Source organism: Pseudomonas haemolytica, assembly GCF_009659625.1.
GTDB lineage: Bacteria > Pseudomonadota > Gammaproteobacteria > Pseudomonadales > Pseudomonadaceae > Aquipseudomonas > Aquipseudomonas haemolytica.
This window is the reverse complement of record NZ_VOIW01000006.1, coordinates 538,979-564,286: the sequence shown is the minus strand read 5'-3', so window position 1 is coordinate 564,286 and position 25,308 is coordinate 538,979. Positions and strand designations below refer to the sequence as shown.

Below are 25,308 nucleotides of genomic sequence, written 5' to 3'. Positions count from 1 at the left end.
TTCTCGAAAGTATCTTCGCAGAAGCACGCAGGAGAAGGCATCGAGCACACGCCAATACCGGCCCATGCCCGCCCACCGCAGGAGTTTGCCAAACAGAAATTCCAGGCCGGTCTCCGGGCTCATGCGTCTGGATACCTCCACCTTCCCATGGCGCGATGGCCACAGTGGTGTATCGAAGGGATCACGCATATACCGTTGCGGGGGCAGCACCGGACTTGCTCGAGCGAGCGTACCGGTTTCCCGTTTCACCCCAAGCACGGCGGCAGGGGGCACCTGAAACAGGAGGGCATCTGAACATTCGCACGACCGTTCGTCAACTTTCCCATTCCTGCTGCCCCTCCCATATTTTTTATCTTTATCCGTCAGTCGGTTTGCGGTGGTCCCGCAATCGCTCGGCCGCATCGCGCAACAACTGCTCGGTACCGTTCCAGCCCAGGCAGCCATCGGTGACCGACACGCCGTACTTCATCGAAGGGCTCAACGGCTGGCAGCCTTCGAACAGGTGGCTTTCAAGCATCATGCCGATCAGCGACGTATCACCCTGCAAGCGCTGCTCCAGCACGTCGTTGAATACCGCCGGCTGGCGCAGCGGGTCTTTGCCGCTGTTGGCATGGCTGCAATCGACCATGATTCGCGCCGCCACTTTGGACTTGGCCAGATCCTGCTTCACCTGGGCCACGCTCTGCGCATCGTAGTTCGGCCCGCGATGACCACCGCGCAGTACCAGATGAGTGTCGGGGTTGCCTGGGGTCTGGATGATCGCCGGGTGGCCTTGGCTGTCGACGCCGAAATGGCGGTGCGGGTGGAAGGCGGACCGCATCGCATCACAGGCAATCGCGACGCCGCCGTCGGTACCATTCTTGAAGCCCACAGGCATGCCCAGACCGCTGGCCATTTCGCGGTGGATCTGCGATTCAGTGGTGCGCGCGCCAATCGCGACCCAACTGAGCAGGTCATCGAAGTAGCCGGCAGCCATGGGTTGCAGCAGCTCGGTGGCGATCGGCAAGCCCAGGCGCAGCATTTCACGCATCAGCTCGCGGGACAGGGTCAGGCCGGCGGCCATGTCATCGCTGCCGTCCAGGTGCGGATCGTAGGCCAGGCCTTTCCAACCGATGGTGGTGCGGGGTTTTTCTACGTAGGCGCGGATCACCAGCAGCATCTGGTCGCTGACTTCAAGCGCCAGCTTCTTCAGGTTGCGTGCGTATTCCATGGCCGATTCCGGATCGTGTATCGAGCACGGGCCCACTATCACCAGCAGGCGTGAATCTTCACCATTGAGGATGGCGCGCACCGCTTGGCGGTGGGCGTGGATCTGTTCATTGAGGAACGGGCTGAGGGGCAGTTGGTGCTTGAGTTCAAGGGAGCTGGGCAGGCGCTGGGTCAGGGCTTCATTGGCGCAAGACAGGGCGCTTTTCATGGCAGAGCGGGGCAAAGCGGCGACGGAGGAGTTCATATTCAAGGCTTCCTGGGCAAGCGGCGGGCGATTCCCGCGCGCTTGGCCTACTGGGGTGTTCGACAATTGGCCGTATCGGCTACGTGTGTTGGCTTGCCACCACGGGGTGACCGGTCGGAGGCGGCAGGCTGTCCCGAACGGAGCTGGCTAAATCGCCATGCAGTGCAAGTGTCGTAGCGGTAATAGGTGGCGTAGTTCATGGCTTGATTCCTTTAAGTGTTCTTGAGCAAACAAATTATTAGAGGCTGAAAAAACAAAACCCCCGGTCGGGGAGCCGACCGGGGGTTTAGATTTCTCTGGTAGGCGACCCCTTGAGTAGTGGGCGCCGATTTCAGGTATCAGGCGCGCCAGTGGCTAAACCAATACCCAAAATAAAAGCCGGCCAGTGCGCTCGAACCGTTCACACGGGTGGCCGACACCGAGCGCAAGGCGCTGGCAGCAGGGCAAACCTGAGTGTGGGTGAGTTGCAACATGGTGGCTCTCCAAATGATGGGGGGAGCTTACTAGAGGCGTACCGGTGGATTCAATCAGTAATTTCTATCGTGTGGGGGGACTTACGGCTATGGGTGTGTGCCGATATGCTGATGACACTTAAACAATGATTGCCAGGACGCGACCATGACTGCCTTGACCCTTGCTGCCGCGCAAACCATTTCCATCCCCGGCGACGTAGCGGCCAATATCCAGCGGCACCTTGCCATGATGCGGGCCGCGGCAGAGCAGGGTGTGCAATGGTTGGTCTTTCCGGAATTGTCGTTGACGGGCTATGAACCCTTCCTGGCGGCGGACTTGGCTATCACCCCCGAGAGCGCGGTGTTGGTTCCGCTGCGTGAGATGGCGCGGGAGCTGCGATTGACGGTAGTGGTGGGCATGCCGGTACGGCTGGCGCCACACGCGGGCGTGCTGATTGGCGCGCTGGTGCTGGGAGCGGACGGTTCAGTGGGCGTCTACACCAAGCAGCATCTGCACTCTGGCGAAGAGCTGGCATTTGTAGCCGGGCAGGGCGGCGAGATCCTGGCGTGGGGAGATGAGCGCATTGCGCTGGCGGTGTGCGCGGACTTTTCCCACGCCAGCCACCCACGGCGTGCGGCTGAAGCGGGTGCCACGGTGTATGCGGCCGGCGTGCTGGTGAGTGAGGGTGGCTACGCGGCGGACAGCGCGCTGCTTCAAGGCTATGCAGCCGAGCATGGCATGCTGGTACTGATGGCTAATCATGGTGGCCCTTCGGGAGGCTGGGCCTGTGCAGGGCGCAGTGCGATCTGGACCGGGGATGGCAACTTGCTTGCCGCTGCACCCGGGGTCGGCGACGCGTTGGTGATCGCCCGTCGCGAGGATGGGCTGTGGGCTGGCCAAGTGGTCGCTGTCTAACATGGCGTTTCACCTGCGCCAGGCGACGGATCAGGACCTGCCGTTTGCCCGAAGCCTCACCTATCAAGCCATGAACCGCTACTACCTGCAGTACGGTTTGCTGTGGTCCAACGACGGCTTCGACACCGCCTGGGCGGGTCGCGAGAACTGGCTGGTGTGCAACGATGATGGCGTAATGGGGTTTGTCAGTCTGAGTCGCGACGAAAAGGCCTTGTATATTCGTGAGTTGCACATGCTGGAACACTGCCGCAAGCAGGGTGCGGGCAGTTGGGTGCTGGAACAGATGGCGCTCAAGACAGGCACCGAGGGCCTGGGCTTTTTACGCTTGACCGTGTTCAAGACCAACCAGGCAAAAAGGCTGTATCAGCGCCTGGGGTTGTGCATTGTGGGTGAAGAGGACTGCTTCTGGCGCATGGAGCGGGAGTGTCGCGCACTCACACCGGACTAGAACAAGCACGCTGTACGAATAAGCGCATACTGCTGTCAGTCACTGCTTACAAATTTGTTTAACGAAGTGATGGTGTATCACCTCTCAGGGTGTGCAAATTCAGGGTCATACGTCCAAATGAATGGAATCGGTTCGCGCTTAAGGCAAGAAAGAGAGCGGCTTGGCTTGTCGCAAAAAGCTTTTGGTGAAATAGGGGGTGTTGAAGCCAACGCACAAGGCAAATATGAAAGTGGCGGTCGCGCACCCAAGGCCGACTATCTGTCCCGTGTCGCCGAAAGAGGTGTAGACGTCCTGTACGTGTTGACCGGCAGCCCAACGCCGATCCAACTGGATAACGTCAGCCAGAACGAAGAAAAAGTGCTGGCTAACTACCGCGCGATGTTCAAGGAAGACCAGGATGCAATCCGTCGCCTGACCAGTACCTTGGCCGAACATTCATCCGTATTGAACGCAAAAGCCAAGGCACAACCCCAGGATTCCTGACCTTTCACCCAGGAAACAGCGTTGCTCGCCACCCGGCGAACAGCCACAGCGCGTTGAATCTCTATATATATGCCACTTGCAACTAGGTCTGCGCCTTGGTTTTTTGTTAAGGTGTTCAGCAACCTATAAGACCATATCGCGAGGTGTCTGCTTGATTAGGGTGCTAGTAGTCGATGACCATGATCTCGTTCGTACAGGCATTACACGAATGCTGGCTGACATCGATGGCCTGCAAGTGGTCGGCCAGGCGGAGTCGGGGGAGGAATCCCTGATCAAGGCCCGAGAGCTGAAGCCCGATGTGGTGCTGATGGACGTCAAGATGCCTGGGATCGGCGGTCTGGGTGCCACGACCAAATTGTTGCGCAGTCATCCGGATATCAAGGTCGTGGTAGTGACAGTGTGCGAGGAAGACCCTTTCCCGACTCGCCTGCTGCAGGCCGGTGCCGCCGGTTATCTCACTAAAGGCGCGGGCCTGGCGGAGATGGTACAAGCCATTCGCCTGGTCTTTGCCGGCCAGCGCTACATCAGCCCGCAGATTGCCCAGCAATTGGCTATCAAGTCGTTCCAGCCCACCAGTGATTCGCCTTTTGACGCGCTGTCGGAGCGGGAAATCCAGATCGCCCTGATGATCGTCGGTTGCCAGAAGGTGCAGACGATTTCCGACAAGCTGTGCCTGTCGCCCAAGACTGTTAACACCTACCGCTATCGCATCTTCGAGAAGCTCGCCATCAGCAGTGATGTTGAATTGACCCTGCTCGCGGTGCGCCACGGCATGGTGGACGCCAGCGCCTGACATGACCACACCGTTTGATCCAAGTGCCTTTCTCTCCACCTGCAGTGGCCGCCCCGGCGTATACCGCATGTTCGACAGCGAGGCCCGCCTGCTGTACGTGGGCAAGGCCAAAAATCTGAAGAACCGTCTGGCGAGCTACTTTCGCAAGACCGGCCTGGCGCCGAAAACCGCTGCCCTGGTGGCGCGTATCGCACAGGTCGAAACGACCATCACCGCCAATGAAACCGAGGCGCTGCTGCTTGAGCAGACGCTGATCAAGGAGTGGCGGCCGCCCTACAACATCCTGCTGCGCGACGATAAATCCTACCCTTATGTGTTTTTATCGGACGGCAATTTCCCACGCCTGAGCATTCACCGTGGGGCAAAGAAGCAGAAGGGCAAGTACTTCGGGCCTTATCCCAGTGCGGGTGCGATTCGTGAAAGCCTGAGCCTGCTGCAAAAAACCTTTTTTGTGCGCCAGTGCGAAGACAGTTTCTACAAGAACCGCACGCGACCGTGCCTGCAATACCAGATCAAGCGCTGCAAGGCACCCTGCGTGGGCCTGGTGGAACAGGCAGAGTACGCCGAGGATGTACGCCACTCGGTGATGTTCCTTGAAGGGCGCAGTAACGCGCTCACCGATGAGCTGTCCGGTGCCATGGAGCAGGCCGCCAGCACCCTGGATTTCGAGAAGGCCGCCGAACTGCGCGACCAGATCTCCTTGCTGCGCCGCGTCCAGGACCAGCAAAGCATGGAAGGCGGCACCGGCGATGTTGATGTGATCGCCGCCTTCGTCAACCCGGGCGGCGCCTGTGTGCACCTGATCAGCGTGCGCGCTGGCCGAGTGCTGGGCAGCAAGAACTTCTTCCCGCAGACCGGTATCGACGAAGAGGTTGCCGAGGTGATGGCCGCGTTCCTTGGCCAGTACTACGTCAGCAGCCCTGAGCGCGACCTGCCGTCTGAGCTTATCGTCAACGTGGTGCATGAAGATTTCCCCACCTTGATCGAGGCTATCCACGAGCTGCGCGGCCGCGAGCTGGACATCAGCCACCGCGTACGCGGCACCCGTGCGCGCTGGCAGCAACTGGCCGTGACCAATGCCGAACAGGCCCTGGGCGCGCGCTTGGCGAATCGCCAACACGTTGCCGCACGCTTCGACGCCCTGGCCGAGGTGCTCAACCTGGACGAGCCGCCCCAGCGCCTGGAGTGCTACGACATCAGCCACTCCAGCGGTGAGGCGACGGTGGCTTCTTGCGTGGTGTTCGGACCGGAAGGGCCGATCAAGTCCGACTACCGGCGCTACAACATCGAGGGCGTCACCGCCGGTGATGACTACGCCGCCATGCACCAGGCCCTCACGCGGCGTTTCAGCAAGTTGAAGGACGGGGAGGGCAAGCTGCCCGATATCCTGCTGGTGGACGGCGGCAAGGGCCAGTTGTCCATGGCGCGAGACGTGCTCAACGAGTTGGCCGTGCCCGACCTGATCTTGCTCGGCGTGGCCAAGGGCGCCACGCGCAAGGCCGGTTTCGAGACGTTATACTTGAATGATGCCGCCCATGAGTTCACTTTGAAGGGCGACTCACCCGCACTGCACCTGATTCAACAGATTCGCGACGAAGCCCACCGTTTCGCCATTACCGGCCACCGTGCGCGCCGTGGCAAAACCCGGCGTACTTCAACCCTGGAAGGGGTTGCCGGGGTAGGCCCGACCCGGCGTCGCGACTTGCTTAAACATTTTGGTGGCTTGCAGGAGCTATCCCGTGCCAGCATTGAGGAGATAGCCAAAGCACCCGGTATCAGTAAAAAGCTCGCTGAGCTGATTTATGCAAACCTGCACAGCGAATAGAATGCCTTCTCACCTCGTAGCCAGTTGTGCCGATGAATATCCCTAATCTGATTACCGTTCTACGTGTCCTGCTTATCCCGATTTTCATTTTGTTGTTTTATTTGCCGTATGAATGGAGTTATGTAGCCTCCAGCTCGGTCTTCGCCTTCGCAGCCGCCACCGACTGGCTCGACGGCTACCTGGCGCGCCGCCTGGAACAGAGCACGCCTTTCGGTGCGTTCCTCGACCCGGTGGCCGACAAACTCATGGTGGCTGTCGCCCTGGTGCTGCTGGTGCAGGAGCACGGCAATCTGTGGCTGACCCTGCCGGCCGCCGTGATCATCGGCCGCGAGATCGTCGTCTCGGCCCTGCGCGAATGGATGGCCGAAATTGGCGCCCGCGCCCACGTCGCCGTGTCGAACATGGGCAAATGGAAAACCGCCGCGCAGATGCTCGCACTGGTCATCCTGCTGGCCAACCCGTCGGACTTCTCGTTCTGGGTCCTTACCGGCTACGCCTTGCTGCTGATCGCCGCCGGCCTGACCCTGTGGTCCATGCTCCAATATCTGCGCGCCGCCTGGCCGCATCTGCGCACGACCGTTGAAAAGAAATAAAACTTTTTTGAATCAAGGGGTTGACGGGTTCTGAGATTTCTATAGAATGCGCATCACCAAGCGGGAATAGCTCAGTTGGTAGAGCACGACCTTGCCAAGGTCGGGGTCGCGAGTTCGAGTCTCGTTTCCCGCTCCAAACATAACGCTACAGAGTTCCAGTGAATTCTGTAAGTGATTGAAAAAAGGACCTTCGGGTCCTTTTTTCGTTCCTGTGGGAACCACTGAAATCCAGCACTATCCGGTGTGTTTAAGTCCTGAATGAGAGTCTTGAATTCGGACGCGCACTGAGTTGGTTTTTTGCTGGAGCAGCTTGGAGAGGGGCGTCAGAGCACACTCTCGCAGATCCTGAGACTCTTCAAAAAAGACACCCTGCCAACGCTCGGCCGGTGGTCCATCTACGAAATCAATCGCCACGACCTGATGCACCTCCTGAGCGGAATCGAACAACGCGAGATGCTGAGCCAGGTTGTCCCCGCGCAGCTTTATTTGTTCGCGCAACGGAGCGACCTGAGCAGCGCATTAGAGAGAACACCTTCCAGACCTGAAACGGTTTGATGTGATATCCAGTCGTGGCCTGTACCGTTTTTCAGGGACAGGTACAAAATCCACCTAAGAAAAATTAAATTAAATCAACTTGTTATGTGTTTTTCAGCAGTTCAGATACAAAACATTTCAAAACTCCCGTGTACAGCTGTGGAATCCCCAGCGTAATTTCACCCTCAAGCTAAGCGTTCAACGCTGTCAGGTCTGCAATGGAATTCGGACCGTAGCATCCCGGATCTTCATGCCTCCACCGGGTATGCACCACAACAATAGAGGGAGCTATCCGTGAACTGCATGTTCTGTGCAATCGCCAACAAAGCATCACCGGCTGCCGTTGTCTACGAAGACGAGCAATGCCTGGCCTTTCTTTCCATCCAGCCGATTACGCCAGGCCATGTCCTGGTCATTCCCAAGGTTCACGCAAGTGGCCTGGGTGATATCCCTCCTCAAACCTTTGGCCACATGATGCGTGTGGGTCAACGGTTGGCCGCCGCCCTGCGCGAAAGCGGCTTGAGCTTCAATGAACAACCCTGCGAAGGTATCAACCTACTGCTGTGCGATGGCGCTGTGGCCGGCCAAACCGTGGGCCACGCCCACCTGCATGTGCTGGCCCGTTTTGTCGGTGATGGTTTCAACCTGGGTCATGCAGACCTTCCGCTCGCTACGCCCCAAGTGTTGGGCGAGCGCGCAGAGCAGATCCGTCGAGCCTTGACCTCGCTGCCACCCTTTTAACCGTAAGTCGCTTTAGTCTAAAGGCACGCCCGCACTAAGAGGAGTGACTGCCTTGCTGCGTGCAGTGCGCAAATCAACCACCTGTAGACATCTACGCAAGGAGGCGCAGCCATGTATTGAACTGTGGAAACTTAAGTGTGCGCTGGGCTGAAATAAATAATAAAAATCACAATAAGAAGGGGATTTTCATGCCGTCACTCGCAAGTAATATGACTGCCTTGCCTTCGGCAAGTATGCAGTTGGTAAACGATGAGCCAGCCGGTTCGGCAATCTACAGTTTCTATGATTCAGTACTTCAAGACTTGTGTCAGTCTGACAAGGTCAAAGTCAGGCAAGTGGTTACGCCTGCGCAGTTTTCCGAACTGTCTCGTGCCCGCAACCGGTTGTATGGGCAACGAAAGGTTTATTACAAAACGTTGTTTGGTAACTCGGTAGACGACACCGTCTGCCTGGATGAGTACGATCCGCGCTCTTATGTGTTTGGCTTTTATTATGATGGTGAAATTATCGGCACCCAGCGTATTACGCCTTTCCCTCACGAGTCGGGCGAGTTCATCAGCCATGAACAACTGGTGCAGTTCTCCGGGCCCAATTATGAGCATGACTGCGTCGAACTCTCGCGACTTATTGTCGACAAGCATTCCCCGGTCAAGAATGTGGTCAACGGATTGGCCATGACCGGTGCCTCGCTGGTTGCCCTGCAAGGCGGCTACAGAAAATTCATCACCTACGTGAAACCAAGGCTGGCGCCGAAGTTCGACAGCTTTGTCTTTGATCAGGACGGTATTTTCTTCCAGATCAAAGCCCGCGGCGAACACTACTACGCTCTGTACAAAGGCGATCTGTTGCCGTCGGTCACGCCGTTCTTCGGCCTGCAAAGCTGCCCCGCAGACCTGATGGATATTGATGACTTGATTCGCCACACCTTGGCCGCCCGAACCGCGAGGCTCCCGCTGGCGGTCTGAGCATCCCAAAATAACGACAATATTGAGGTTGATCCAAGATGGAAGCCAGGAACAAAGAAGTGGTCATCGAGTTTTACGAGCGCATGTTTGGCCAGCGTGAACTGGCGGTCGCCGATACATTGATTGCGGAGGAATATGTACAACACAATAACGTATTTATTCCACCGCGCCGCGAAGGCTTCAAGACCTACTTTACGCAGTTCTTCAAGACATTCCCCGAGTCAGGCACCCAAATTGAGCGAGTCTGTGCCGAAGGCGATTATGTTTTCCTGTATGCCAAGCATTGGGCCAGGCACAAGTTCTTCACGGTGAATTACAAGGTGATCGATATTTATCGTGTGGAAAACGGTGTGCTGATGGAGCACTGGGACACCATCGAAGGCTTGGGGTTCTTCTCCAAGTTTATCTACATCATAAAGTCCGTGCTGCGCCTGTAAGTCGGTGCTCCCCAGAAATTATAAAAAGTGTCATAAGCGATTTATCAACCCGCCAAGGAAGAGAGTGAAATGACTGAAGTGACCGAGTTTCGTAAAGAGCTGAAAGCCGTCTGTGATGCCGAATGGGAAAAGATCAAGATCGGCCGTTTTTTCCAGATGATGAAACGCCCCGAGTTGCAGCGCGACCTCTACATCAAGTCGATTGTCCAGGTGTATCACTACACCAAGAACAACGCGATCAACCAAGCGGTGGCGTGCTGGAACCAGGACCACAAAAAGGTTGGCTTGCTGCGTTTTGCGATGAAGCATGCGTTGGAGGAACTGGGTCATGAAAACATGGCGTACAACGACCTGATCGCCATTGGCGTCGACAAGTCCGAGTTCGAAAAACCCATGCTGCCGGCGACCGAGGCGTTCTACGGCTATCTGGATTTCGTCTCTGTATGCCGCGGGATCATTCCACGCCTGGGCTACAGCTTTTGGGCCGAGGACTGCTACGAGCACCTCGAGCCTTTGATGGACGTATGCAAAAACCATCTCAAGCTGACGGATAAAGAACTTACCTTCTTTGTTGCCCACGCGATCATCGACGAGAAACACTCCGAGCAAGTCAACGCGGCCATCGACCGCTGGGTCGTGACCGACGAAGAAAAAGAGTCGGTCAAACAAGTTGCACGTACCACGGTTTATTTGATGGGCAAGATCCTCGAGTCGGTCGCCGACGAGTTCTAAGTCTTGGCAACAGGCGCCCTCGCGCACCCCGCTGCGTGAGGGCTTTTTACATGGCGTGCACAACAATAAAAACGATCGGTTGGTCATGGCGCTTGTCGAGCCGCCTGCCTGCCACGGTCAATCCACTAGGAGGTGCCATGAGTAGCAATAGCGACATGATTACCTGGGGCATGATGCTGCGCAAAATCCCCTCGATCACCCGCGCCATTCCCCGGCTCGTCAGGGGCGTCAAAGTGTCCAAGCTCAAGGCTGATCAACCCTGCGGCCTGGGTTGGGCCTTCGAACAGGCGGTTGCGCGCAACCCTCAAGGACCGGCGCTGCTCTACAAGGACAATCGTTTCAGTTATGAACAGGTCAATCAATGGGCCAACCGTTTCGCCCATTACTTGCTTGCCCGTGGCCTGAAAAAGGGCGATGTGGTCGGCATCTTTATTGAAAATCGCCCGGAATTGCTGGTCAGCGTGCTGGCCGTCAGCAAGATCGGGGGTATCTGCGCCATGCTCAACACCTCGCAGACCCACAACGTCCTGATTCACAGTTTGAACCTGGTCAATCCCTCGGCGATTATCGTCGGTGAAGAGTTGGTACCCTCTTTTGACGCGGTGCGTAACGACGTTGCCATTGATGAGCTGAGCACTTTCTTCCTGGCTGACACCGACACCACGCGCGATGCGGGTATTGCGCCTGAGGGTTACGTCAACCTGACCCGCGTCAGCGAAGAGCATTCCACCGCCAACCCGGCGACCGCCCAGCAGGTCTACTCCGACGACGCTTGCTTCTACATTTACACCTCCGGCACCACCGGTTTGCCCAAGGCTGGGGTGTTCAAGCACGGCCGCTGGATGAAAGCCTACGGTAGCTTCGGCATGATCGCCCTGGATATGCGCCCCGATGACATCGTCTATTGCACTTTGCCGCTCTATCACGGCACCGGGCTGTGCGTGAGCTGGGGCTCGGCATTGTCGGGCGCCTCGGGTTTCGCCATCCGCCGCAAATTCAGCGCCAGCCAGTTCTGGGATGACGCGCGCAAATTCAAGGCCACTACCATTTGCTACGTCGGTGAATTGTGTCGCTACCTGATCGACCAGCCTCCCGCCGGCAACGATGGCGACAACCCAGTGGTGAAAATGATTGGCAACGGCCTGCGCCCCGGCGTGTGGATCGACTTCAAGACACGCTTCAACATCGAGCGGGTCTGCGAGCTGTATGCCGCCAGTGATGGCAACATCGGCTTTACCAACATCCTCAACTTCGACAACACCATCGGCTTTGCGCTCAACGCTTGGTCGCTGGTGGAGTACGAACACGACACCGGCGAGCCGCGGCGCAGCGCGAACGGTTTCATGCAGAAAGTCGGCAAGGGTGGCCAGGGCTTGTTGCTGGCCAAGATCGACGACAACGCCCCGTTCGACGGTTACACCGATCCAGAGAAGAACAAAAAAGTGGTGCTGTGCGACGTTTTCGAAAAGGGCGATCGTTACTTCAACAGCGGCGATCTGATTCGCGATATCGGCTTTGGCCACGCCCAATTCGTCGACCGCCTGGGAGACACTTACCGCTGGAAAGGCGAAAACGTCTCCACCACCGAGGTCGAAAATATCATGGTGCAACACCCCCACATCGCCGAAGCCGTGGCCTACGGTGTGGAAATCAAAAACACCAACGGTCGCGCCGGAATGGCCGCCATCACCCCATCGGCCCCACTGGAGCAACTGGATTTTTGCGACCTGCTGCGTTTCGTCAGAAGCCAGATGCCTCACTACGCGGTGCCGATGTTCCTGCGCATCAAGACCCACATGGAAACCACCGGCACGTTCAAATATCAGAAAACCAAGCTGAAGACCGAAGCGTTCGACCCCGGCCAAACCGGCGAAGACCCGGTCTACGCATGGCTGCCGGGTACCGAAACCTACGTGCGCGTGACTGAGCAGGTGCTGCAGGACATTCATGGCGGCAAGTTCCGCTACTGAAGGGCAACTGCGCGTGGGTTCAACCACCAGGCCCGCAAAGGCGTAAGGCTGCTCTCTAAGCGGAGCGGCCTTACGATTCATCGGAAAACGGGTCTTTGATATCTTCACCGTTCTCGGCGTGGACGGCGATCCCTGCAGTAAATGTTCGTTTCCACCTTCATGGCGGGGTTGGCCCCATATGGCCACCCCCGAAGCGCACTGCCTTGACCTCTCAGGTGGCGGTTTGCTCTTGGCCCTGTCGCAAGCGCGTGCTGACCAGCGCCGCAACGACCAGTAAGCCAGCAATTACCCACAACCCATTGCGCGTGGTACCTGTCGTCTGTTCGATCAGCCCCATCACTGATGGGCCGACAAAGCCACCCAACAAACCGCACGTTGTGACGAACGCCAGGCCACCCGCCAGGGCGGTTCCAGTCAAGCGACTGGAGGGGAAAACAAAGATGATCGACTGCACGACGAACAGCATCAGTGCCGTCAGTGAAAAACCGATCAGGCCAATATAGGAATTGGAAAACGAAGCCACCAGCAGTCCGGCCGACATGGTTAGCAGGCCAAAGAATAGAATGCGTCGGCACCGCTGCGGTGAGGTGGCCAGACGTGGAAAAGTGGCGGCACCAATGGCGGCGGCTATCCACGGTACGGAGGTCAGCAGACCGATTTGCAGCGGCGTCAATGAGCCGTAGTTGCCGATAATGCCGGGCAAGAAGAAGATCACGGTGTAGATGGTGATCTGGTGCACGAAGTAGACGGCGATCGCCAGCCAGATTTGCTTGTCGCGCAACATCTGATTGAGGCGGGTTTGTTGTGGGGCGTCGTCGCTCTCGGCATCCAAGCGCGCTTGGATTTCCCGAGCGTCGGCCGCCGACAACCAGGACGCGGAGGAGGGGCCGTCGGGCAGTTTCTTCCATACTACATAGGCCAGCGCCACGGCTGGCAAACCTTCCAGTACGAACAACCATTGCCAGCCATGCCAGCCGAGCCAACCATCGAGCTGCAACAGGGCACCGCCCAGCGGGCCACTGAGAATATTGGCGATGCAAACACCGAGCAGAAAATACCCCGTGGCGCGGGCGCGTTGTTCGCGGTTGAACCAGTAGGTCAGGTAAAGCATGACACCTGGAAACAAGCCCGCTTCGGCGACGCCCAGCAGCAGGCGCATGACATAGAACGAGGTTTCACCCTGGACGAACGCCATGCCCGTCGAGAGCAGGCCCCAAGTGATCATGATGCGAGTAATCCAGAATCGCGCGCCGACCTTTTGCATGATCAGGTTGCTGGGCACTTCGAACAGCGCGTAGGTCAGGAAGAACAACCCTGCACCCAAGCCATACGCCGCAGCGGAAAGTCCAAGGTCGATGCCCATGCTGGCTTTGGCCAGGGCAATGTTGGTACGGTCCAGAAAGCTCATGACATAGACCACGACCAGCAGCGGCATCAGTCTGCGCAACAGCAGGTTGGTCAAGCGATGCTCGTTACAGGCAGCAGGGGCCTGAGTCACGGCGATGGGGCTTAGGATTGTCATTTTTATAGTCCTAATAGAGTTGGGTGCACGTGTCATGGCGCCCCGTGTAAGGGGCGCCACTGTGCCGTTGTAAGAACGGATGCTGCTTAGCGGTCAGGATTGGGCAAGATCAATCCAAACCGGGCCATTGGGATACTGGTAGCGTTCCAGCGTTTCGGCAGTCATTTCGATGCTGTAGCCGGGCCGTTGCGGGGGCATGTAGCGGCCGTTGCGAATCACCACGGGTTCCAGGAAGTGCTCGTGCAAGTGATCGACGTATTCCAGAACACGATTTTGCAGCGAGCCGGATACCGCGATGTAATCGAACAGCGAGATGTTCTGCACGTACTCGCACAAACCGACGCCGCCGCCATGGGGGCATACCGGCACGTCAAACTTGGCGGCCATCAGCAACACAATCAACACTTCGTTGAGACCGCCCAGGCGTGCGGCGTCCAACTGGCAGAAATCCAGGGCCTGGGCCTGGAACATCTGTTTGAACATTACCCGGTTATGGCAGTGTTCACCGGTAGCGACGCCAATCGGTGCAATGCGCTGGCGGATGGTTGCGTGTCCGAGGATATCGTCCGGGCTGGTCGGTTCTTCGATCCACCATGGATCGAAAGCAGCCAGGCGACGCATGTTTGCCACCGACTCATCAACGCTCCAGACTTGGTTGGCGTCCATCATCAAGGTGCGTTCCCAGCCAATTTCTTCGCGCAGGATCGCAGCGCGGCGCATGTCGTCTTCCAGGTTGGCGCCGATTTTCTGTTTGAAGTGAGTCCAGCCATCGGCTACGGCTTCTCGGGCCAGCCGGCGCATTTTCTCTTCAGAGTAACCCAGCCAGCCCGGGGCGGTGGTGTAGCCGGGGTAGCCTTCGCGCAGCATCTGTGCTTCACGCGTGGCTTTGCCGGGCGCCTGACGACGAAGCAGGGCGATGGCTTCCTCAGGCGTGATTGCGTCAGTCACATAGCTGAAGTCCAGGCAGGCGACGAGTTGCTCGGGTGTCATGTCTGCCAGCAGTTTCCACACCGGCTTTGCTTCGGTCTTGGCCCACAGGTCCCACACCGCGTTGACGATGGCGGCAGTCGCAAGGTGTATCACGCCCTTTTCCGGACCCAGCCAGCGCAATTGACTGTCACCCACGGTGATGTTGTGCCAGAAGCGGCCCATGTCGCTGGTGATCTCTTCCAGGGTCAAGCCGACGATCAGTGGCGCCAGCGATTGCACGGCGGCCACACAGATTTCATTGCCGCGGCCGATGGTGAACGTCAGGCCATGGCCTTCCATACCGCCTGAGGAGTCGGTGTGTAATACCACGTAGGACGCCGAATAGTCTGGCGCGCTGTTCATGGCGTCAGAGCCGTCGAGTGACCGGGAAGTAGGGAAACGGATGTCGCGAACGCTCAGGTGGGTGATTCGAATGCTCATGGAGAACTCTTTTTATAGGTGACCACTTGGGAGTTCGACTGTAGGTTGGTCGGCGATATAGGCATAATCGTCGATTCGTATAGATGGATATTAAAATTGATATGTCAGAGCCGTCGAAAGACCCAACGCTCGCCAGCTCGGCGCCAGCGAAAACCTTCAGCCCGCTGAAGATTTCCAGTCGCCAGATTGCACTGCTCAATGCCCTGGGCGAGTTCCGCAACCTGCGTCGCGCGGCCGCCGCAATGCACACTACGCAGCCGGCTGCGAGCCTGTTATTGCAGCAGTTGGAAGAGCGCCTCGGCGCCAAGCTGTTCGAGCGCCTGCCACGGGGCATGGAACCGACGCTCTATGGCGAAGTAATGATTCATTACGCCCACGGGGCCATTCATGAATTTGAACATGCCGAAGCGCAGTTGGCGGAGCTGGCACGCGGTGCTTCGGGGTTGGTGCGCATCGGCACGGTGATGGGCCCGGTGCCGACCTTGTTGACCCGAGGCGTATTGGCATTCAAGGCGGATAACCCGAAGGTGCGTATCTGTATTGAAGTCGGGACCAGCGACGCGCTGCTGCCGGCGCTGATTCGCGGCGATTATGATGTGGTGCTGGGGCGGCTCCCGGACCAGATCGACAGCCAGGGCCTGGATATTCAACTGTTCGAAAAGGGCGAGCAGATGCGCGTCATTGCACGTCCCGGGCACGCACTGGCCACGGCCGCAAAACTGAGCCTGGCTGACTTGGTGACGCAGACCTGGATTCTGCATCCGATCGGCAGCCCGATGCGCCGCCATGTGGAAAGCGCACTGAAGGCGGGGGGCATGGTGCAGACGCTGGACATCGTTGAAACTGCGTCGATCTTGGCCACCACCTCAATGATCGAGGCCTCGGACATGATCGCCGTGGTGCCCAATGACGTCGCGGAGCACTACCTGCGCTATGGCATGGTAGCGATCCTACCGGTGGAGTTGCCCATCACCATGGTCAACATCGGCCTGCTGACGCGCGAATCTCGGCCATTGTCTGCCGCCGTCAGCAAGCTGTTGGGTTACCTCAAGGAACATGGGAAAGGGTAGAGGTTTACTGGCTGTCGCGGCTGCTCACCCCATTCACCAAGCGCGCGATACCCAGAGGGTTGGCATCTTTCAAGGCATCGGGCAGCAAGGCGTCCGGGAAGTTCTGGAAGCACACCGGGCGCAGGAAGCGGTCAATGGCCAGCGTGCCCACTGACGTGCCGCGCGCATCCGACGTCGCCGGATACGGGCCGCCATGAACCATCGAATCGCAGACTTCCACGCCCGTCGGATAGCCGTTGAGCAGAATTCGCCCGACCTTCTGCTCCAGTAGCGCGGTCAGTTCGCCGAACTGTTCGAAGTCCGCCGGTTCGCCGATGATGGTCGCCGTCAGTTGCCCGTGCAGGCCATGCAACGCGGCACTGAGCTGCGCCTGATCCGCCACTTCGACGAACACCGTGGTCGGGCCGAACACTTCTTCCTGCAAGACTTCATCGCCATCGATCAAAAGGTTGACATCAGCTTTGAACAGTTGCGGCTGGGCCTGATTGCCCAATTGCGCGTTGCCGGCCAGGTGCTCTATGCCAGGGTGCGCGAGGAGTTTTTGCAAGCCTTGGCCATAGCTGCGCAACGTTCCGGCGTTGAGCATGGTTTGCGCCGGTTGATCACCGATCAAGCGCGCCACTTGCTGCACGAACGCGCTGAACTGCGGCGAACGAATACCGATCACCAGACCCGGATTGGTGCAGAACTGACCACAACCCTGAACCACCGAAGCGGTCAGGTCGAGGGCGACGCTGTCGGCCCGCGCCTCCAGCGCCTGGGGCAAGACGATCACCGGATTGATGCTCGACATCTCGGCGAACACCGGAATCGGCTGTGGACGTGCTGCCGCCATGTCGCACAGCGCGCGGCCACCCTTGAGAGATCCGGTGAAACCCACTGCCTGAATCGACGGATGCGTGACCAACGCTTCGCCAACCCCGCCGCCGTAGATCATGTTGAACACACCGGCCGGCATGCCGGTTTTTTCGGCGGCGCGAATCAACGCACCCGCGACGAGCTCGGCGGTGGCCATGTGGCCGCTGTGCGCCTTGAACACCACCGGACAACCTGCGGCCAACGCCGAAGCTGTGTCGCCGCCGGCAGTCGAGAACGCCAGGGGAAAGTTACTCGCACCAAACACCGCCACCGGACCGAGGCCAATGCGGTACTGACGCAGATCCGGGCGCGGTAGCGGCTTACGCTCCGGTAGTGCCTGATCGATCCGCGCCCCATAGAAATCCCCACGACGCAGTACCTTGGCGAACAGGCGCATCTGGCCGCTGGTGCGGCCACGCTCGCCTTGAATACGGGCAGCGGGCAATGCGGTTTCGCGGCAGACCAGCGCCACAAAATCATCATCGAGGGTGTCCAGTTCATCGGCGATTGCGTCGAGGAATTCGGCACGTTTGGCGGCGCTCAGGCTGCGGTAAGCCGGATACGCGATGGCCGCAGCGTTGGCGGCATGGTCAACTTCTTCAACCGTGGCCTGGTGGAAACTGTAAGGCAACTGCTCGCCTGTGCTGGCATCAATGCTTTTGATGATGACAGTGCCGGCAGCGCTGCGCTGGCCGCCGATGTAGTTGTGGCCGGTGATCGTAGACATTTCTGGCTCCAGAAGGGTGGGGTCGCATCGTCTTTTAAGGGGATGTCGGGGGAGGTGAGCAGGGGCCGTCGACTCAGGTGACAGCGCCGATCTGCCAGGGCACGAATTCGTTCTGGCCGTAACCGTGCTGTTCGCTCATGCTGCGTTCGCCCGAAGCGATGCGTAGCATGAGATTGAAGATGGCCTCACCGCAGGCTTCGATGGTCATGGTGTCTTCGGCGATTTCTCCGCAGTTGATGTCCATGTCCTCGCGTTGGCGGTTCCACAAGGCGGTATTGGTCGCCAATTTGATCGACGGGGAAGGGGCACAACCGTAAGCAGAGCCACGTCCCGTGGTGAAGGCAATCAGGTTGGCGCCACCGGCCACTTGGCCTGTGGCCGACACCGGGTCGTAGCCTGGGGTGTCCATGAACACCAGACCCTTCGCGCCGACCTGCTGGGCATACTCATACACATCGACCAGGTTGCTGGAACCTGCCTTGGCGACGGCCCCCAGCGACTTTTCCAGGATCGTGGTCAAGCCACCAACCTTGTTGCCGGCGGACGGGTTGTTGTTCAATTCGGCGCCATTGCGTTCGCAATACGCCTCCCACCAGTGAATCCGTGCGACAAGTTTTTCGCCGACGGCGCGGTTGACGGCACGGCGAGTCAACAGGTGCTCGGCGCCATAGATTTCTGGGGTTTCGGAAAGGATTGCCGTACCGCCACAGGCGACCAAGCGGTCCACGGCATTACCCAGCGCAGGGTTGGCGGTGATCCCGGAATAGCCATCCGAACCGCCGCACTGCAGGCCAACGAGCAGATGCTTGGCACTCACCGGTTCGCGCTTGACCTGGTTTGCTTCTTCCAGCAACGACTTGACCTGGACGATGCCGCTGGCGACCGCCTTGGAGGTGCCGCCGCTGTCCTGAATACTGAACGTGCGCAGGGTATTGCTGCGGCTCAGACCTTGGCTGCTGAGCAGCCCTTCGATCTGGTTGGTTTCGCAGCCCAGGCCGATCACCAGCACAGCGGCAAAGTTGGCGTGGGTGGCGTAGCCAGCCAATGTCCGGCGCAGCAGGGCCAGGCCTTCTCCGGCGGGGTCCACGGCGCAACCGGCGGAATGGGTCAGGGCGACGATGCCATCGACGTGAGGGTACGCCAACAGCGCAGCCGGATTAATGTCGCGGCGGAAATGGTCGGCGATGGCGCGGGCCACGGTGGCCGAGCAGTTCACCGACGTCAGGATGCCGATGTAATTACGTGTCGCCACACGGCCATCCGGGCGCACGATTCCCATGAACACGGGCGCATCGTTCAGCGTCCGCTCGGGTTTCACATCGTGGCTGAAAGCGTAGTCGCGGGCGAAGTCGCCCATGGCCAGGTTGTGCACATGCACATGGTCACCGGCCTGGATTACCTCGGTCGCAAACCCGATGATCTGCCCGTAACGACGCAAAGGTTGGCCTGCCTCGACTCGGTGCGAGGCGATCTTATGGCCGGCGGGGACGGGCTGGCGAACCACCACGCCTTGTGGTTCGAGGACTTCACCCGACAACAATGGCCGGCGGGCGATCAGCACATCGTCCAGAGGATTGAGGCGCAGCACGGCGGCTGCGCCGGTTTTCATAATCAATTCCATCGGGGACTCTCTGGCTATCAAGCGTGGGAGGTCGCTGGCACACGGGCCGCGCCATACCTTTGTCGCGCCACTATAAGAGCCCCCGGACACCGCTGCCTAATGAGACCTTTGGATTGATTGATAACTTTCTCTCATCGATTGGGCGTTCAGACCCTGCAATGGAGGTTCAATGTTTGGTGGCTTCGCGGCGCAACCTGGCGAGCTCCAGCAAGGTATCGGTAAAGTCACGGGCCGCTTCGCTCAGCGGTTCGTTCTTGCGTGTGATGATGCCGTAGTCCTGCGGCTCGACCTTGAACGGTGTGTTGAGCACTTTGAGCAAGCCAATCTGAATCTGCGACTGAACCATGGACTCGGGCAGAAACGCGAGCATCGGTCCCGACTGCAGGAGCTGCAGGAAAGTGGGCATCGAGATGGTTTCAACGGTGTTGGTCGGCGTGCGCATGTTGAATTCGATGAAGGCGCTTTCCATCTGGCGACGTATGGGCGCATTGAAGGGGTACATGACCCACGGCCAGTCACTGAGTTGTTCGGTCGCCACCTCGTCGAGTTGCGCGAGGGGGTGACGGCTATTGACCACCAGGCAAAAAGGCTCGGGCCCTAGCGTCCGAAATTCGAACGGTTGCTGATAACGCTCATCGGTGAAGCGGGCAATGATCAAATCCAGCTTCTTATGCTCGAGCATTTCCAGAAGTTGATTGCTGGTTTGCTCGATCACTTCGATGGACAGCATAGGACGGTCCAGTTTGATCCGGGTAATGGCTTCGGGCAGCACCACCGACGTTGCGGCGAAGATCGCGCCGACTCTCAAGTGACCATGGCCACCTTTGCGGACTTTATTCAGTTGATCGACGAAGGACTGTGTGTCGTACAGCGTCATCCGCGCATACCGGACGACAAACTCACCCAGTTCAGTAAGCGCCATGCTGCGCGTCTGCCGTTCGAACAAGGCGAATCCAAATAATACTTCGATGTCGCGCAGCATCTTGCTGATGGCGGGCTGGGTCAGATTCATCAGCTCGGCGGTGGTGTGCATGTTGCGGGTCCGGGCCAGCGTATCGACCAGCATCAGGTGCTTGATCTTCAGCCACTTGCTGACACTGGCGAATGAAATCTCGTCGTTTTCCATACGGTACTCAACCTGATTGATAACGAAACGATATCAAATGCTGAAAATATGTCATTGGGATTTATCAATCAAGTCCACTAGTTTTTGCCCGAACGACATCCAATTGATAGGGATTGCCTTATGCCCACTGCGAAATTGACCTGTGAAAATACCCTCCCGATCGATGGCTTGCACGGGACACTGATCGGGCGAGCCTGGGTACCGGGGAAGACAGCAGGCCCATCGCCAGTCGTACTGCGCGCCGATGGCGTATTTGATTTGTCCGAAGCGTTCGCAACGTTGAGTGATCTACTGGAAAGTGCATCGCCGCTTGAGGCGGTTCGCAACGTTCGCGGTCGATACATCTGCACCACAGCAGCACTGTTGGCCAACACCGGATCGGGCTCTGACCCTGCCAAGGCGTACCTGCTGCCACCGGTTGACCTGCAAGTGATCAAGGCCGCTGGCGTGACTTTCGCTTCGAGCATGATCGAGCGCGTGATTGAAGAGCAGGCCGGGGGCGATGCGGTCAAGGCCGAAACCGTACGTAGCCTGGTCAAGTCAGCCATCGGCGATAACCTGGGCTCGATCAAACCCGGTTCGGCCGAAGCGGCGCGCCTCAAGGATATGTTGATCGAGCAGGGGTTGTGGTCGCAGTATCTGGAAGTGGGCATCGGCCCTGATGCCGAGATATTTACCAAGGCCCCGGTTCTTGCGTCTGTCGGCAGCGGCAACGACGTCGGTATTCATCCCAGGTCGAAATGGAACAACCCTGAGCCGGAAATCGTTCTGGCGGTGAGCAGCCGTGGGCAAATTCACGGCGCAACGCTGGGCAATGACGTCAATCTACGCGACTTCGAAGGCCGTAGCGCCTTGCTGCTGAGCAAGGCCAAGGACAACAACGCATCGTGTTCGATCGGCCCATTTATTCGCCTGTTCGATGAAAGCTTTTCCCTGGATGATGTGCGCTGCTGCGTGGTCGAGTTGGACGTCGAAGGCGATGACGGTTTTATCCTGCGCGGCAGCAGCTCGATGGAGAAGATCAGCCGCGATCCGTTGGAGTTGGTGGCCCAGACCGTGGGTAGCGATCACCAGTACCCAGACGGTTTCATGCTATTTCTCGGCACCCTGTTCGCCCCGACGCAAGATCGTGAAGAGCCGGGCAGCGGCTTCACTCACAAACAGGGCGATAGCGTGCGCATCGGCAGTCCGCTGCTGGGCGCTCTGCACAACCGCGTCACCTACAGCAATGAGGCTACACCCTGGACGTTTGGCCTGCGTGCATTGATGGGCAACCTGGCCGCTCGCGGTCTGGTGGCAGGTAAGTCGCTGCACTGATTTACCCACTGGAGGTGGCGGGTAGATAAAACACAGGGTGTTGATGCCAAATAATCAAGCACAAATGCCGCCCATGAGATTAGGGGCGGCCTTGTCTCTCTGTCCGGTAGAAGCTCAATTCCCTCTGTAGGTAGAGAAACCGTAGGGGCTGAGCAGTAATGGGATGTGGTAGTGCGCAACGGTACCGTCCACCTCGAAAATAACCGGTACCTCTGGAAAGAAGCTGGAGATTTTGTGAGCTTTGAACCACTCACCGGTTTTGAAGGTGACACGGTAGATGCCTTTTTCCAGGGCCCGACCATCGGGGTACAGCCCGGGAATACGACCTTGCTCGTTTGTCGCTGCGCTGTTGAGCGTGTTCCAGTTCTTGCCGTCCTGTTTTTCCAACGTGACATTGACACCAGGGGACGGCAAACCATCTTGTAAGTTGAGTACATGCACGCTGAGCGGGTTTGCTGCCGCTAATGCCAATGACGAAACGACACTCAATACAACGCCAGCGAAAAAAGTTTTTATTACAGTCATGATCAGGTCCTTAGTTTTTAACAGCAGGTAAAATTTTGTTGATAGCGACTAATGCGCAACCTTCATCGAATGCTGCCCCACCGGCACCGGCCACTCCGATAGCGCCAATGACTTGCCCTTCAAACAACAGCGGCACTCCACCGCCCAGTAGCAATAGCTCATTCAGGGTGTTGAGGTTTTCAGCATCGGGTGTACTGCGAGCACGCTCTGCCAATAGTCGTGTTGGCGTCTTGGTCGATAGGGCGGTATAGGCCTTGCGTTGGGCTGCTAATGTGTTGTGTGGGCCCACGTTATCGTCGCGCTGCAGGGCGACTAAGTTGCCTCCACGGTCGACAATTGCAGCAACACTTGTACCGCCATCGGCATGACACGCTGCCAGCGCGGCATTTAGCAAATCATTGGCCATGGCCAGTGAAACGTCGTTGCGCTGCACAACTTGATCCGGGGCTGCGACGGCGAGCGCCGAGCTCATTGCGAGTGACGTCAGCAATGAAGTCGATAGGCTTATACGCATGCTTTTTCCTTTGTGTTGTCTGGGTGAGTCATAGCCAGACATGATGACCAGTGCATTCCGTCAGAATGATTGCCCCATGATTACCAAGATGTAATGTGCCAAAAACAGCGAGGCGCGCTAGCCTATGCTCCAGCTTTGGAGGAAAAGATGCGTATCCTGGTCGTTGAAGATGAAGCGAAAACAGCGGATTACCTCCACAAAGCCCTGACTGAATCGGGCTATGTGGTTGAGGTCGCCTTGGATGGCCTGGAGGGCCAGTATCTGGCGCAGGAAAGTGAGTTCGACCTGATCGTTCTGGACGTCATGCTGCCGGGCCTGGACGGATGGCAATTGCTTCAGATTATTCGGCGCAAGTGGCAAACCCCGGTGCTTTTTCTTACCGCCAGGGACTCTGTGGAGGATCGGGTCAAGGGGCTTGAATCCGGGGCAGATGATTACCTGGTCAAACCTTTTTCCTATGCCGAGTTGTTGGCACGCGTACGTACTCTGCTGCGCAGGGGACCGCCCCGTGAGGTCGAGCAGTTCTTGGTTGCAGACCTGAGCCTGGATCTGTTGCGACGTAAGGTTACGCGCGGGGGTGAGCGCCTGACCTTAACCAACAAGGAGTTTGCTCTGTTGCACTTGCTGGTCAGTCGTGAAGGGGAGGTGCTATCGCGCTCGTTGATTGCCTCACAGATCTGGCAGATGAACTTTGACAGTGATACCAATGTGGTCGATGTCGCCATCCGACGACTGCGCGCCAAGGTTGACGATCCTTACCCACTAAAGTTGATACACACAGTGCGTGGCATCGGCTACATGCTTGAGGTGCAATCCTGAAACTGTTTCCGCGTGCCCTGAGCTTGCGCCTGGCGGTCATGTTCGCGTTAGTCAGTGCGCTGCTGCTGGGCTCCATTGGTTTTTATCTTTATCAGTCGTTACAGCGAGAAGTCGCGTGGCGCGATGACCAGGCCCTGCTCGGGCGCCTGGAGCGCATGCAGGCGTTGATCAACGACAGTGACAGCATCGAGCAACTACGAAATCGGCCCAAACTTTACGAAAACATGCTGGGCAATCGCGACAACCTGCTGTGGATTGTCGATGACACTGGCCAGGTGCTGATCGAAATCAACCCCGTCAGCATGAGCTTGCCCAAGTTACCTGTCGCAGCCCAGGCTCAGCTCGGTGAGGGCCACTCTTCAGTACCAGTGCGGCTTGCCTGGCAGCATGTCATGCAGGGTGATCGCGGCTTGACCCTGATTGCTGGCAAGTTGTTAAGTGAGCGCGAGCAGATGCTGGCGGCTTACCGACTCAAGCTCTGGCTCGCGATGTCAGTCGGCTCGCTGCTGGCGTTTGTGCTCGGCGGGTGGGTCAGTCAGCGGGGCCTACGACCTGTGCGTCTGCTGGCGAAGCGCGCTGCCGCAATCGATGTACACCATCTGTATCTGCGGCTGGATGAGTTCAACGAACTGAGTGAACTACAAGCGCTCAGCCAGGCGCTTAATAAAATGCTTGCACGCCTCGAAGAGGGGTTCGCCCAGCTGTCACGATTCTCAGAGGATCTCGCCCATGAGATGCGGACCCCACTCTCTAACCTGATGGGGCATACCCAACAATCCCTGAGGCATGGTCGTTCAATCGAGGACTATCAGAACCTGCTGGTTTCCAATCAGGAAGAGTATGAGCGTCTAGCGCGAATGATCGACAGCATGCTGTTTCTCGCGCGTACCGAGCAGGCGCATGCCTCTGTAAGTGATGAGCTCATCAACCTGCACGATCTGGTAGAGCAACTGTGTGAGTATTTTGAAGGTGTGGCGCAAGAACGTGATGTCACTCTGATCAATCACGCCCATGATCAGTTGCGTGGTGATCCTGCCTTGATCCGTAGAGCATTGGCTAACTTGCTGGCCAATGCGTTGCGTTATGGCTCTCCTGCTACGGCAGTGACTATTAGCAGTGTGGTGTGGGAAAACAGGATTGAAGTCACCGTGCACAACCAGGGCCAGCCGATTTCAGCGCAACATCTGCCTCGACTGTTTGATCGGTTCTACCGTTGCGACCCCTCACGCAATCAGCCGGACGATTCCGGTGGCCTGGGGCTGGCAATCGTTCGCTCGATTCTGCAGCTGCATGGCGGTCGAGTGACCGTAGATAGCAGTCAATTAGGAACTAGCTTTCGTCTGGAGTTTCCTATTCGAAACGCTTGAATTGTTTTGTTTAAATGACAGCGCCCGCTTACCCAATTTAATCCGCGTTCACTTACGGATTCCGGACACCTTATAGGTGGAAACATACTT

The 25,308-nt window shown here is 58.0% G+C and carries 24 protein-coding genes, 1 tRNA gene, 1 pseudogene and 1 riboswitch; of the genes and pseudogenes, 17 read left to right on the top strand and 9 right to left on the bottom strand.

Translation table 11 applies throughout. From position 1 onward, the window contains the following. Nucleotides 1-87 precede the first annotated feature (87 nt). A riboswitch (cobalamin riboswitch) is annotated at nt 88-292 on the bottom strand. 63 nt (nt 293-355) lie between these two features. Both FRT59_RS21545 and FRT59_RS27395 read right to left on the bottom strand, forming a co-directional pair. Beyond that, nucleotides 356-1,453 (bottom strand): 3-deoxy-7-phosphoheptulonate synthase, encoded by a 1,098-nt coding sequence (locus FRT59_RS21545; protein WP_034119064.1) that lies wholly within the window; start codon nt 1,451-1,453, stop codon nt 356-358. 338 nt (nt 1,454-1,791) lie between these two features. Beyond that, on the bottom strand, nt 1,792-1,926 hold the full coding sequence (locus FRT59_RS27395) for a hypothetical protein (protein ID WP_267910996.1): 135 nt from the start codon (nt 1,924-1,926) through the stop codon (nt 1,792-1,794). Between the two features lie 145 nt (nt 1,927-2,071). Between FRT59_RS27395 and FRT59_RS21540 the strand changes: the two genes are divergently transcribed. From FRT59_RS21540 to FRT59_RS21480, 13 genes and pseudogenes are all read left to right on the top strand, one after another. Continuing rightward, a complete protein-coding gene (locus tag FRT59_RS21540; protein WP_153872343.1) occupies nt 2,072-2,821 on the top strand; it encodes a carbon-nitrogen hydrolase family protein in 750 nt (249 codons plus the stop codon). A gap of 1 nt (nt 2,822) precedes the next feature. Next, nucleotides 2,823-3,269 (top strand): GNAT family N-acetyltransferase, encoded by a 447-nt coding sequence (locus FRT59_RS21535; RefSeq protein ID WP_034119066.1) that lies wholly within the window; start codon nt 2,823-2,825, stop codon nt 3,267-3,269. A gap of 117 nt (nt 3,270-3,386) precedes the next feature. After that, nucleotides 3,387-3,752 (top strand): helix-turn-helix domain-containing protein, encoded by a 366-nt coding sequence (locus FRT59_RS21530; protein WP_153872342.1) that lies wholly within the window; start codon nt 3,387-3,389, stop codon nt 3,750-3,752. Between the two features lie 151 nt (nt 3,753-3,903). Beyond that, on the top strand, nt 3,904-4,545 hold the full coding sequence (gacA, locus tag FRT59_RS21525; RefSeq protein WP_003190387.1) for a response regulator transcription factor GacA: 642 nt from the start codon (nt 3,904-3,906) through the stop codon (nt 4,543-4,545). A 1-nt stretch (nt 4,546) separates the two neighbouring features. Then, nucleotides 4,547-6,370 carry an excinuclease ABC subunit UvrC gene (uvrC, locus tag FRT59_RS21520; RefSeq protein WP_153838451.1) on the top strand — a complete coding sequence of 608 codons (1,824 nt, stop codon included), beginning with the start codon at nt 4,547-4,549 and terminating at the stop codon, nt 6,368-6,370. 32 nt (nt 6,371-6,402) lie between these two features. Further along, nucleotides 6,403-6,963: a CDP-diacylglycerol--glycerol-3-phosphate 3-phosphatidyltransferase gene (gene pgsA / locus FRT59_RS21515; RefSeq protein ID WP_034119069.1), complete on the top strand. Its 561-nt coding sequence runs from the start codon at nt 6,403-6,405 to the stop codon at nt 6,961-6,963. Between the two features lie 60 nt (nt 6,964-7,023). Beyond that, a tRNA-Gly gene (locus tag FRT59_RS21510) sits at nt 7,024-7,099 on the top strand. A gap of 173 nt (nt 7,100-7,272) precedes the next feature. Then, nucleotides 7,273-7,416: pseudogene (locus FRT59_RS21505) on the top strand (integrase); the annotation flags it as partial. 384 nt (nt 7,417-7,800) lie between these two features. Then, nucleotides 7,801-8,238 carry an HIT family protein gene (locus FRT59_RS21500; RefSeq protein ID WP_034119071.1) on the top strand — a complete coding sequence of 146 codons (438 nt, stop codon included), beginning with the start codon at nt 7,801-7,803 and terminating at the stop codon, nt 8,236-8,238. A 188-nt stretch (nt 8,239-8,426) separates the two neighbouring features. Next, the gene (locus FRT59_RS21495; protein ID WP_233094219.1) at nt 8,427-9,203 is read left to right on the top strand and encodes an N-acyl amino acid synthase FeeM domain-containing protein; all 777 of its coding nucleotides are present in this window, start codon (nt 8,427-8,429) and stop codon (nt 9,201-9,203) included. Between the two features lie 38 nt (nt 9,204-9,241). Further along, nucleotides 9,242-9,640: a nuclear transport factor 2 family protein gene (locus FRT59_RS21490; RefSeq protein WP_153838450.1), complete on the top strand. Its 399-nt coding sequence runs from the start codon at nt 9,242-9,244 to the stop codon at nt 9,638-9,640. 69 nt (nt 9,641-9,709) lie between these two features. Then, complete coding sequence (locus FRT59_RS21485; protein WP_034119074.1) at nt 9,710-10,372, top strand: iron-containing redox enzyme family protein; 663 nt, start codon at nt 9,710-9,712, stop codon at nt 10,370-10,372. 137 nt (nt 10,373-10,509) lie between these two features. Beyond that, nucleotides 10,510-12,342: a long-chain-acyl-CoA synthetase gene (locus FRT59_RS21480; protein ID WP_153872341.1), complete on the top strand. Its 1,833-nt coding sequence runs from the start codon at nt 10,510-10,512 to the stop codon at nt 12,340-12,342. Between the two features lie 211 nt (nt 12,343-12,553). Here FRT59_RS21480 and FRT59_RS21475 read toward each other — a convergent pair whose 3' ends face one another. Beyond that, a complete protein-coding gene (locus FRT59_RS21475) occupies nt 12,554-13,864 on the bottom strand; it encodes an MFS transporter (protein ID WP_153872340.1) in 1,311 nt (436 codons plus the stop codon). Nucleotides 13,865-13,957: 93 nt separating this feature from the next. Beyond that, the gene (locus tag FRT59_RS21470; protein ID WP_034119077.1) at nt 13,958-15,274 is read right to left on the bottom strand and encodes an L-fuconate dehydratase; all 1,317 of its coding nucleotides are present in this window, start codon (nt 15,272-15,274) and stop codon (nt 13,958-13,960) included. Nucleotides 15,275-15,357: 83 nt separating this feature from the next. Between FRT59_RS21470 and FRT59_RS21465 the strand changes: the two genes are divergently transcribed. Continuing rightward, nucleotides 15,358-16,344, top strand: a complete 987-nt coding sequence (locus FRT59_RS21465) for a LysR family transcriptional regulator (RefSeq protein ID WP_198809724.1) — start codon at nt 15,358-15,360, stop codon at nt 16,342-16,344. 4 nt (nt 16,345-16,348) lie between these two features. Here FRT59_RS21465 and FRT59_RS21460 read toward each other — a convergent pair whose 3' ends face one another. From FRT59_RS21460 to FRT59_RS21450, 3 genes are all read right to left on the bottom strand, one after another. After that, nucleotides 16,349-17,929: an aldehyde dehydrogenase (NADP(+)) gene (locus FRT59_RS21460; protein WP_153872339.1), complete on the bottom strand. Its 1,581-nt coding sequence runs from the start codon at nt 17,927-17,929 to the stop codon at nt 16,349-16,351. A gap of 73 nt (nt 17,930-18,002) precedes the next feature. After that, the gene (locus FRT59_RS21455; protein WP_153872338.1) at nt 18,003-19,550 is read right to left on the bottom strand and encodes a UxaA family hydrolase; all 1,548 of its coding nucleotides are present in this window, start codon (nt 19,548-19,550) and stop codon (nt 18,003-18,005) included. A 166-nt stretch (nt 19,551-19,716) separates the two neighbouring features. Continuing rightward, nucleotides 19,717-20,676: a LysR family transcriptional regulator gene (locus tag FRT59_RS21450; protein WP_153872337.1), complete on the bottom strand. Its 960-nt coding sequence runs from the start codon at nt 20,674-20,676 to the stop codon at nt 19,717-19,719. 120 nt (nt 20,677-20,796) lie between these two features. Here FRT59_RS21450 and FRT59_RS21445 point away from each other — a divergent pair, with 120 nt between their 5' ends. Next, entirely contained in the window at nt 20,797-21,993 is a 1,197-nt protein-coding gene (locus tag FRT59_RS21445) for a fumarylacetoacetate hydrolase family protein (RefSeq protein ID WP_153838447.1), read from the top strand. A gap of 114 nt (nt 21,994-22,107) precedes the next feature. On the opposite strand, the gene uraH is transcribed toward FRT59_RS21445, so the two are convergent. Then, nucleotides 22,108-22,518, bottom strand: a complete 411-nt coding sequence (gene uraH, locus FRT59_RS21440; RefSeq protein ID WP_153872336.1) for a hydroxyisourate hydrolase — start codon at nt 22,516-22,518, stop codon at nt 22,108-22,110. A 10-nt stretch (nt 22,519-22,528) separates the two neighbouring features. After that, nucleotides 22,529-23,032, bottom strand: coding sequence for a GlcG/HbpS family heme-binding protein (locus FRT59_RS21435; protein ID WP_153872335.1), 504 nt, complete (start codon nt 23,030-23,032; stop codon nt 22,529-22,531). Between the two features lie 147 nt (nt 23,033-23,179). On the opposite strand from FRT59_RS21435, the gene FRT59_RS21430 reads away from it, so the two are divergent. Then, complete coding sequence (locus FRT59_RS21430; RefSeq protein ID WP_153872334.1) at nt 23,180-23,851, top strand: heavy metal response regulator transcription factor; 672 nt, start codon at nt 23,180-23,182, stop codon at nt 23,849-23,851. Further along, a complete protein-coding gene (locus FRT59_RS21425; RefSeq protein WP_153872333.1) occupies nt 23,848-25,218 on the top strand; it encodes a heavy metal sensor histidine kinase in 1,371 nt (456 codons plus the stop codon). The genes FRT59_RS21430 and FRT59_RS21425 overlap by 4 nt, the downstream gene beginning before the upstream one ends. The last annotated feature ends 90 nt before the right edge of the window (nt 25,219-25,308 follow it).

What these genes read in the sequence shown, in the direction of transcription:
- FRT59_RS21455 (WP_153872338.1), bottom strand. Translation starts at nt 19,550, where the DNA reads ATGGAATTGATTATGAAAACCGGCGCAGCCGCCGTGCTGCGCCTCAAT.
- FRT59_RS21470 (WP_034119077.1), bottom strand. Translation starts at nt 15,274, where the DNA reads ATGAGCATTCGAATCACCCACCTGAGCGTTCGCGACATCCGTTTCCCT.
- FRT59_RS21430 (WP_153872334.1), top strand. Translation starts at nt 23,180, where the DNA reads ATGCGTATCCTGGTCGTTGAAGATGAAGCGAAAACAGCGGATTACCTC.
- FRT59_RS21500 (WP_034119071.1), top strand. Translation starts at nt 7,801, where the DNA reads ATGTTCTGTGCAATCGCCAACAAAGCATCACCGGCTGCCGTTGTCTAC.
- FRT59_RS21490 (WP_153838450.1), top strand. Translation starts at nt 9,242, where the DNA reads ATGGAAGCCAGGAACAAAGAAGTGGTCATCGAGTTTTACGAGCGCATG.
- FRT59_RS21530 (WP_153872342.1), top strand. Translation starts at nt 3,387, where the DNA reads ATGAATGGAATCGGTTCGCGCTTAAGGCAAGAAAGAGAGCGGCTTGGC.
- FRT59_RS21540 (WP_153872343.1), top strand. Translation starts at nt 2,072, where the DNA reads ATGACTGCCTTGACCCTTGCTGCCGCGCAAACCATTTCCATCCCCGGC.
- uraH (WP_153872336.1), bottom strand. Translation starts at nt 22,518, where the DNA reads ATGACTGTAATAAAAACTTTTTTCGCTGGCGTTGTATTGAGTGTCGTT.
- FRT59_RS21495 (WP_233094219.1), top strand. Translation starts at nt 8,427, where the DNA reads ATGCCGTCACTCGCAAGTAATATGACTGCCTTGCCTTCGGCAAGTATG.
- FRT59_RS27395 (WP_267910996.1), bottom strand. Translation starts at nt 1,926, where the DNA reads ATGTTGCAACTCACCCACACTCAGGTTTGCCCTGCTGCCAGCGCCTTG.
- pgsA (WP_034119069.1), top strand. Translation starts at nt 6,403, where the DNA reads ATGAATATCCCTAATCTGATTACCGTTCTACGTGTCCTGCTTATCCCG.
- FRT59_RS21465 (WP_198809724.1), top strand. Translation starts at nt 15,358, where the DNA reads ATGGATATTAAAATTGATATGTCAGAGCCGTCGAAAGACCCAACGCTC.
- uvrC (WP_153838451.1), top strand. Translation starts at nt 4,547, where the DNA reads ATGACCACACCGTTTGATCCAAGTGCCTTTCTCTCCACCTGCAGTGGC.
- FRT59_RS21480 (WP_153872341.1), top strand. Translation starts at nt 10,510, where the DNA reads ATGAGTAGCAATAGCGACATGATTACCTGGGGCATGATGCTGCGCAAA.
- FRT59_RS21445 (WP_153838447.1), top strand. Translation starts at nt 20,797, where the DNA reads ATGCCCACTGCGAAATTGACCTGTGAAAATACCCTCCCGATCGATGGC.
- FRT59_RS21535 (WP_034119066.1), top strand. Translation starts at nt 2,823, where the DNA reads ATGGCGTTTCACCTGCGCCAGGCGACGGATCAGGACCTGCCGTTTGCC.
- FRT59_RS21545 (WP_034119064.1), bottom strand. Translation starts at nt 1,453, where the DNA reads ATGAACTCCTCCGTCGCCGCTTTGCCCCGCTCTGCCATGAAAAGCGCC.
- FRT59_RS21435 (WP_153872335.1), bottom strand. Translation starts at nt 23,032, where the DNA reads ATGCGTATAAGCCTATCGACTTCATTGCTGACGTCACTCGCAATGAGC.
- FRT59_RS21475 (WP_153872340.1), bottom strand. Translation starts at nt 13,864, where the DNA reads ATGACAATCCTAAGCCCCATCGCCGTGACTCAGGCCCCTGCTGCCTGT.
- FRT59_RS21450 (WP_153872337.1), bottom strand. Translation starts at nt 20,676, where the DNA reads ATGGAAAACGACGAGATTTCATTCGCCAGTGTCAGCAAGTGGCTGAAG.
- FRT59_RS21485 (WP_034119074.1), top strand. Translation starts at nt 9,710, where the DNA reads ATGACTGAAGTGACCGAGTTTCGTAAAGAGCTGAAAGCCGTCTGTGAT.
- FRT59_RS21460 (WP_153872339.1), bottom strand. Translation starts at nt 17,929, where the DNA reads ATGTCTACGATCACCGGCCACAACTACATCGGCGGCCAGCGCAGCGCT.